This window comes from Kitasatospora sp. NPDC057518, assembly GCF_042802075.1.
In the GTDB taxonomy this organism is placed as follows: domain Bacteria; phylum Actinomycetota; class Actinomycetes; order Streptomycetales; family Streptomycetaceae; genus Kitasatospora.
In genome coordinates this window covers 1-7,041 of record NZ_JBHVEU010000464.1, presented here as the reverse complement: position 1 = coordinate 7,041, position 7,041 = coordinate 1, and the positions used below count along the sequence as shown (strand labels likewise).

The window sequence follows — 7,041 nt, the reverse complement described above, 5'->3', positions numbered from 1 at the left end:
AAATCGGTTCGCTGAAAGTCGTCGCCTGTTCGCGCGCCCCGGCCGCCCCCGCCCCGGTTCCCCCGGCTTCGGCCGCCCCCGGGCCGGCCACCGCCTCCTCCGGCCGCTCGCCGACCAGCTGCGGGACGCCGTGCGGGCCGGCGGCGACGGCGCGCCACCACAGCCGCAGGGCGGGCGGGGCGGCCGGTTCGAAGGGCTTGCCGGGGCGGGGCACCGCGAGTCGGGCGCCGAGCGTCTGGGCGGCGGTGACCACCCGCTCGGCGGGCTCCTCCCAGGGGTGCGGCGCGAGGTTGAAGGTGCACCAGTGGATCGGCAGCAGCAGCTCGCCGCCCAGGTCCAGGTGTGCCCGCACGCCCTCCTCGGGGGTCATGTGCACCTCGGGCCAGAAGTCGCTGTACGCGCCGACCTGCATCATCGTCGCGTCGAACGGGCCGAGCCGACGGCCGATCTCGGCGAAGCCGGGGAAGTAGCCGGTGTCCCCGCTGTGGAAGATCCGCCGTCCGCCGCCGGCCACCACCCAGGACGCCCACAGGAACAGCGTGCTGGTGCGCGGCCCGCGGCTGCAGTAGTGGCGGGCCGGCGTGGCGGTCAGGGTCAGCCCGGCGACCTCGGCCGACTCCCACCAGTCCAGTTCGACGATCCGCTCGGCCGGTACGCCCCAGTGCTCCAGGTGCGCCCCGACCCCGAGCGGGACGGCGAACGCCGCGCCCGTCCCGATCAGCGCCCGGACGGTGCCCATGTCGAGGTGGTCGTAGTGGTCGTGGGAGATCACGACCACGTCCACCGGCCCGAGTTCGGACAGCGGCAGCGGCACCGGGTGCAGCCGCTTGGGGCCGGTCCAGGAGAAGGGGGAGCAGCGCTCGCCCCAGACCGGGTCGAGCAGCACCCGCCGTCCGTCGATCTCGGCCAGGACCGTGGCGTGCCCCAGCCAGGTCAGCCGCAGCCCGGACCGGGGCGGCGCGGCCAGGTCGACGGGGAGCAGCCGGTGCACCGGGACGGCGGCGGTCGGCGTCCGGCGGGTCTTGTCCCCGGTCAGCTGGGCCCGGGGGATCTCCAGCGGGCTGCGCTCGTACACCAGGCGGCGGGTCGGCACCGGGTTGCGGAAGGCGCCGTCGGCGAAGTGCGGGGAGCGGCGGATGCGGGCCAGCCGTTCACCCTGGGGTTCGGCGCCGAAGGCGTCGGTCCGGATCCGGTGCCAGGCGGACCGGGGCAGTCCGGCCAGCCCGGGGGCGGCGCGCTCGGCCGCGGGGCCGGCGGACGGCGGGGCGAGCTGCGACGTCAGACCGGCGAGGCGGGAGAACCACGGGGCGGGGCGGGGCACGGCTCCTCCAGGGACGGTCACGGCTACCGGGCGTGCCGGGGCGCGCAGCACAGCGGCGGGTGGGGCTGCTGCGATGCGACAACCATCTCGTCGGAGATTACTCGCCGTGGGCCGTCCGGACCTGGTGGAGAGCCCCGCGCGGTCCAATCGGCGTACCCGGGGAGGGCGGCCCGGGCCGGTGCCCGGGTTCGGCCCGGCGCGGGTCCGCGCCGAGTGGAGCGCGGGCCCGAGCGCCCGTCGGTCCGCCCTCCGTCAGGCGTAGAAGCGGGTGATCGTCTCCGCGACGCAGTGCGGCTTGGCGCTCCGCTCACTGGTCACGGTGAACCGCACCACCGCCTGGACCCCGCCCGGCACCTCGGTCGCCGAGAGCAGCTCGGCGGTGGCCCGGACCGCCGTGCCCACCGGCACCGGCGCGGGGAAGCGCACCTTGTCGGAGCCGTAGTTCAGCGCCATCCGCACGCCTTCGACGGCGTAGCACTCCTTCGCGAGCACCGGGATCATCGACTGGGTCAGGTAGCCGTGCGCGATGGTCGAGCCGAACTGGCTCTCCTTGGCCCGCTCCGGGTCCACGTGGATCCACTGGTGGTCACCGGTCGCCTCGGCGAACAGGTCGATCTGCCGCTGCTCGATGGTGTGCCACTGGCTGGTGCCCAGCTCGGTGCCGACGGCGGCGGTCAGCTCGGCGAGGGAGGCGAAGGTCGTCACGGTGCGCTCCTGGTGGGGGACGGACCCGGGGAGGGATCAGGACGCCGGAAGCGTATGCCTACCCATCGGTATCTGTCAGGAGCCGAGCGGGAAACCGGTGTTCACGGGGCCGGTCCTCACGGGCCCCGGGCCCGTCGGCCCCGCGCCCGTCGGCCGTCGCGTCTGGCGCCCCGGGGCGCCCGGTCCGGTCGGGAACAGCCGGCGGCCGCTCACCAGCTCCGGCACCAGCGCCACGAACAGCGGCTCCGGATCGCCCACCCACGGCCGCAGGCCGGAGCGCAGCACCCGCCTGACCTGCTCGGGGTCGCTCACCACGTCGGCCCGCCCGTGCACCAGTACGCTCCACCCGGTGCGGGTGACCGGGTCCAGCAGATCCGCCTGGAAGGCCACCACCGTGCCGTCCAGCCCGCGCGCGGTGGCACTTCCCCGGCGTACGGCGAGCACCAGCCGCCCGTCCAGGACCTCGAAGGAGACCGGCAGGACGGCCGGCAGCGCGTGCTCGGTGTACACCACGCGCCCGACGGGCACGGTGCTGAGCAGCCGCAGGCACTCGGCCTCGCTCAGGGTCTCCACACGGTCCTCACGCTCCATGCGTCCGATCGTCCTCGGTCGGTGCCCGCATCGATAGGGCCCATGGTCCCTGAGCGGACGGGCCGGGAGCCCCGTCGGCGGCCGTCCGGGGCGGTAGCCTGCCCGGCGGGTGGAGAAATGGTGCAGGAGGGGGACGGCCGGATGGCGGGCGGGGTCGATCTGGTGGTGATCGGGGCGGACGGCGGGCCCGACCGGGCCTTCGGGGGTGCGGCGCTCGCGCCGGACGGCGCCCGGCTGCTCGCCGAGGTGCTGCCCGGGATGTGCTTCGACACCGGCGCGGCCGGCTGCCGGGTCACCACGGTGCCGCCGGACGCGGACGCCAACGCGATGCTCACCGCCGTCCGGGACGCCGCCCTGCACCCCGGCCGCTGGCTGCTGGTCTGCCTGGTCGGCCAGCTGGTGGCCGATCCGCGCGGCCGCCGGCTCGCCCTGGTCACCGCCGGCAGCACCGCCGACAACGCCTACCGCCGGGGCCTGGCCTGGGACTGGGTGGTCAGCGCGATGGTGCACGGGGACCAGGAGGAGGCGCTGCTGCTGGTCGACGCGGCGGTCGACCGGGACGCCTGGGCGGCGCTGGAGCGCGGCGAGGACGGCGCGGGCGAACTGCTGAGCTACTCGAGGGTCCCGCTGTGGGGCCGGATCGGCCGCTACAGCCCGGGCAGCCGCTACGCCCCGGGCAGACGCGGCCGGGACGCCGTCCTGCCGGGCGGGGAGGGTTCGTTCAGCCGGGCCCTGACCACCGTCCTGCGCGAGGGCGTCCCGGGTGCCCCCGCGGCCGTCTCCCCGCTCGATCTCCAGCCGGCCGTGGCCGCGCTGACGGACGGCGGGGAACCGGCCGGTAGTTCGGGTGCGCCTGGCGCGCGCCTGCTCGTTCCGCCGCACGCCGGGCGGCTCCTGATGCGCAATCGGGCCGCGGTTCGGGGCGCATTGGCCGGATTGTCGCTTTCCGAAGAACTGTTGGCCGTTCTGTGGCGGGAAAGTGCCCCGACGGAACCGCCTTCCGCGTAAGGTCAGGGGGCCTGAGGTGTTGCCGTGATGGGGTGGGTTGGCGAAGAATCGATCCCCAGCGGAAACACCGGTGGGACGGCGGAATTCTCCTGGCGGCCGTGGATCACGGATCAGGTCGGTCGCAATGAGGTGGGGCCATGCGGCAGCGCGGAAATGTGTTGCGCCCTGGGGCGGTTGGGGTCGGTGGGGCGGTTCTGGTGTTGCTGCTCGGTGCTTGTGCGGGCGGTGGTGCGGGCGGTTCCGTCGATCGCATCGGGTCGGCCGCGCCCACCGTCGCGGGAGTGAACCCGCTAACTCCTTCGAGTGGTTCGGCAAACGATTCGATCGCGCCGACCAGTGGTCCGGAAGGGGCCATGGCACGGCTGGCCCTGAAGGCGTATCAGGACTGGTGGCAGGCCCAGGCCGAGGTGTTCGGACGGTCGGATTCGGACGGTTACGGACTGGAGCAGTACTCCTCCGGTCGGGCGCTGTCCGACAGCCTGGTCAGCCTCCGGCAACTGCGCGACGCCAAAGTGGTGATGACCGGAACGCCGCGCAATTCCGCGGTGGTCAAGACCGTCGACCTGAAAGCCGATCCGCAGACCGCCGTGATCGAGGACTGCGTCGACCTGTCCGGCTGGCACCGCGTCGATGCCGTCACCGGGGCCGCCAAGGATCCCGGAGCACGCCTGAACCGGTACGTCGGAACCGCTTCCCTGCGCTGGTTCCAAGCACATTGGTTGATCTACGACTTCAAGCGGGAGGTGGATCGGACATGCTGAACGCGCGGAAACCGGCCCGGCGAATCTCGGTCGTCGCGTCGATGTCGGCGGGGTTGCTGCTGTCCTCGGCGGTGGGTGCGACCGCGGACGAACCGCCGAGCGGCGGGGCCGAGCAGTGCTACCCGAACGTGATCTGCGTGGACGTCAATTCCGGGGGGACGACCACGACGCCCGGCGGATCGAAGCCCGGCGGTGGCGGCGGTTCGGGCACCGGCCCGCAGCTGTGCAGCTACCACGACGTCCCCTGGGCCTGCCACGACCCCCAGCTGGGCTGGTTCAGCAGCGACAAGGGCTGCTACTTCCGCCCGCTGGACAACCCGCCGGCCGCCGGCGACCCGGCCTGGGGCGGCCACGACCCGAAGGACGGCTCGCTCTACACGAAGGTCTGCCCGCAGACCGACGGGGGCCTGGGCGGCGCCGAGGTCGTCTTCGAGCCCACCTCGCCGGACGGGCAGAACGTCAACGCGGAGGCCACGGCCATCCAGACCGCCTACGACCGGGTCCGCTTCCGGCCCCCGGTGGGCCGGGCCGCGCCCCAGAAAACGGCGGTGGTCAACGCCCCGGTCTGGCTCTGGGCGGACGACGCCGCGCTGCCCGCACCGGGCAACGCGTCGGTCGCGGGCATCTCGGTCACCGTCACGCCCCGGCTGGTGAAGGCGGACTGGAGCTTCGGCGACCACCTCCAGACCTCCTGCACCACGCCCGGCACGCCGTACGTCCCCGCGTACGGCGACGCGAAGTCCCCGGACTGCGGCTACGAGTTCAGGACCAGCTCGGCCCGTGAGAAGAACGGCGTCTTCAGCGCCACGGTGACGATGCACTGGGAGGCCGCCGTGGTGGTCACCGGCGGGCGGAACCCGCGGAAGTTCACCATCCCGGGCATCAACCAGAGCAGCAAGCCCTTCGAGCTCAAGGTCGCCGAGATGCAGGTGCTCAACTGAGCGCTCCGGCGCGGCGATCCGCGCACTGACCAGCCAGAAGAGCCAGACCGGCCGGACGAGCCGGACGAGCCAGAGACGAACGAGGGAAGGGCGGAACCCGGTGGAGAACCGTACGTTCGCGACGCCGGGATCCGGCACCTCCGCGGGCGCGGCGGCGTCCGTGGCACTCCCGGAGCAGCCGGAGCAGGGCGGCCCGGGCAAGGGCCGGGGGCTGCCGCACGCGCCCGGGCGGACCATGCGGGCGCGGCGGCGGCGCCCGGCGGTGCTGGCGATGGCGGTCGCGCTGATCGCGGCCGGCGGGCTGGGCGGGGCCGTCCTCTACAACAGCACCGGCCAGCGGGTCGCGGTGCTGGCGCTGGCCCGGGACGTGCCGTGGGGGCAGGTGATCACCGAGGACGACCTGGTGGTCGCCCGGATCGCGGGGGACCCGGCGCTGCACCCGCTGGCGGCCCAGGACCGGACGAAGGCCGTCGGCATGCGGGCCGCCACCGACCTCAAGCGCGGCGCGATGCTCACCGGGGCCGACCTCGCGCAGGGGCTGTCGGTGCAGCCCGGGCAGATCGTGGTCGGGGTGTCGGCCAAGCGCAGCCAGCTGCCCGCCAGCCGGCTCCAGCCCGGCGTGCAGCTGGTCGTCGTCTTCACCCCCGACAACGGCCGGGCCGACTCGCTGCCCGCCACGGTGATCACCGTCGGCCGGGTGGACACCGACGGCAGCCAGGTGATCGACGTGGCGGTCGGCACCGCGGACGGGCCCCGGCTGGCGCAGTGGGTGGCGAGCGGGCGGATCCAGGTGCTGCTCGCGCCGCGCGGCGGGGCGGCGGGCGGCGCCGCGCCGAACCCGGCGCCGAGCGGTGCGCCCTCGGCTGCCCCCGCCCCCGCCGCTCCTACCCCCGGGGCGACCACGCCGGGTGCCGCCACGTCCGGGGGACCGGCCGCGACGGGCGGCGCCTGATGGCCGTGATCGCGGTGGTCGGTGGCCCGGGCGCACCGGGAGCCACCACCACGGCCCTGGCACTGCTGCTGTCCTGGCCGCTGCCGCCCGGCCGGCGGATCCTGCTGGTCGAGGCCGACCCGGACGGCGGCGCGGTGCTCGCCGGCGCATTGGAGGGCCGGGTCGAGGCGGTGTACGGGCTGCGCAACCTGGCCGTCGCCGACCGGCGCGGGCTGCTCGCGCAGACCATCTGGGAGCAGCTGATCGACCTCTCTCCCGAGGGCAACGCCGAACGGCTGCTGCTGCCCGGGCTGACCGACCCCACCCAGGCGCCCGGCCTCGCCTACACCTGGGAGCCGCTCGCCGAACTGCTGCACGGCGTGGAACAGCAGGGCTACGACGTCATCGTGGACCTCGGCCGCTCCGGCGCCACCGGCCACAGCGCGGTGCTGGCCCGCCGCGCCGACGCGGTGGTGGCGACCGTGCGCACCACGCTGCGCGGGCTGAGCGCGGTCCGGCCCCGGCTCGCCGCCCTGACCGAGGACCTGGCCGCCGCCGGCACCGGCGCGGACGCGCTCGGGCTGCTGCTGGTCGCCGAGGGGCCGTACGCCCGGGCGGAGGTGACCCGGGAGCTCGGGCTGCCGGTCCTCGGGGTGCTGCCGCACGCCCCCCGGACGGCGAAGGTGCTCTCCGACGGCGGGGACACCACCGACCGGCGGTTCATCCGCTCGGAGCTGATGCGCACGGCGCGCTCGGCGGCGGACGAGGTGCAGCTGCTGGTCC

General features: G+C 74.9%; 8 protein-coding genes. 5 read left to right on the top strand and 3 right to left on the bottom strand.

The window, feature by feature from the left end; genetic code table 11:
- From ACFU7Z_RS33255 to ACFU7Z_RS33245, 3 genes are all read right to left on the bottom strand, one after another.
- The coding region (locus ACFU7Z_RS33255; RefSeq protein WP_380781615.1) for an MBL fold metallo-hydrolase at window positions 1-1,222 on the bottom strand (1,222 nt) is incomplete at its 3' end.
- Between the two features lie 351 nt (window positions 1,223-1,573).
- Window positions 1,574-2,026, bottom strand: coding sequence for a MaoC family dehydratase (locus tag ACFU7Z_RS33250; protein WP_074004323.1), 453 nt, complete (start codon window positions 2,024-2,026; stop codon window positions 1,574-1,576).
- 75 nt (window positions 2,027-2,101) lie between these two features.
- Window positions 2,102-2,617 carry a pyridoxamine 5'-phosphate oxidase family protein gene (locus ACFU7Z_RS33245; protein ID WP_380738700.1) on the bottom strand — a complete coding sequence of 172 codons (516 nt, stop codon included), beginning with the start codon at window positions 2,615-2,617 and terminating at the stop codon, window positions 2,102-2,104.
- Window positions 2,618-2,734: 117 nt separating this feature from the next.
- Between ACFU7Z_RS33245 and ACFU7Z_RS33240 the strand changes: the two genes are divergently transcribed.
- The 5 genes from ACFU7Z_RS33240 to ACFU7Z_RS33220 form a co-directional block, all read left to right on the top strand.
- Complete coding sequence (locus ACFU7Z_RS33240; protein ID WP_049658838.1) at window positions 2,735-3,625, top strand: hypothetical protein; 891 nt, start codon at window positions 2,735-2,737, stop codon at window positions 3,623-3,625.
- Window positions 3,626-3,762: 137 nt separating this feature from the next.
- The gene (locus tag ACFU7Z_RS33235) at window positions 3,763-4,386 is read left to right on the top strand and encodes a hypothetical protein (RefSeq protein ID WP_147409328.1); all 624 of its coding nucleotides are present in this window, start codon (window positions 3,763-3,765) and stop codon (window positions 4,384-4,386) included.
- On the top strand, window positions 4,380-5,327 hold the full coding sequence (locus ACFU7Z_RS33230) for a hypothetical protein (protein WP_380738697.1): 948 nt from the start codon (window positions 4,380-4,382) through the stop codon (window positions 5,325-5,327). The genes ACFU7Z_RS33235 and ACFU7Z_RS33230 overlap by 7 nt, the downstream gene beginning before the upstream one ends.
- A gap of 100 nt (window positions 5,328-5,427) precedes the next feature.
- Window positions 5,428-6,279, top strand: coding sequence for an SAF domain-containing protein (locus tag ACFU7Z_RS33225; RefSeq protein ID WP_117492594.1), 852 nt, complete (start codon window positions 5,428-5,430; stop codon window positions 6,277-6,279).
- A partial coding sequence (locus tag ACFU7Z_RS33220; RefSeq protein WP_380781613.1) for a hypothetical protein occupies window positions 6,279-7,041 on the top strand: 763 nt, incomplete at its 3' end. The genes ACFU7Z_RS33225 and ACFU7Z_RS33220, both read left to right, overlap by 1 nt.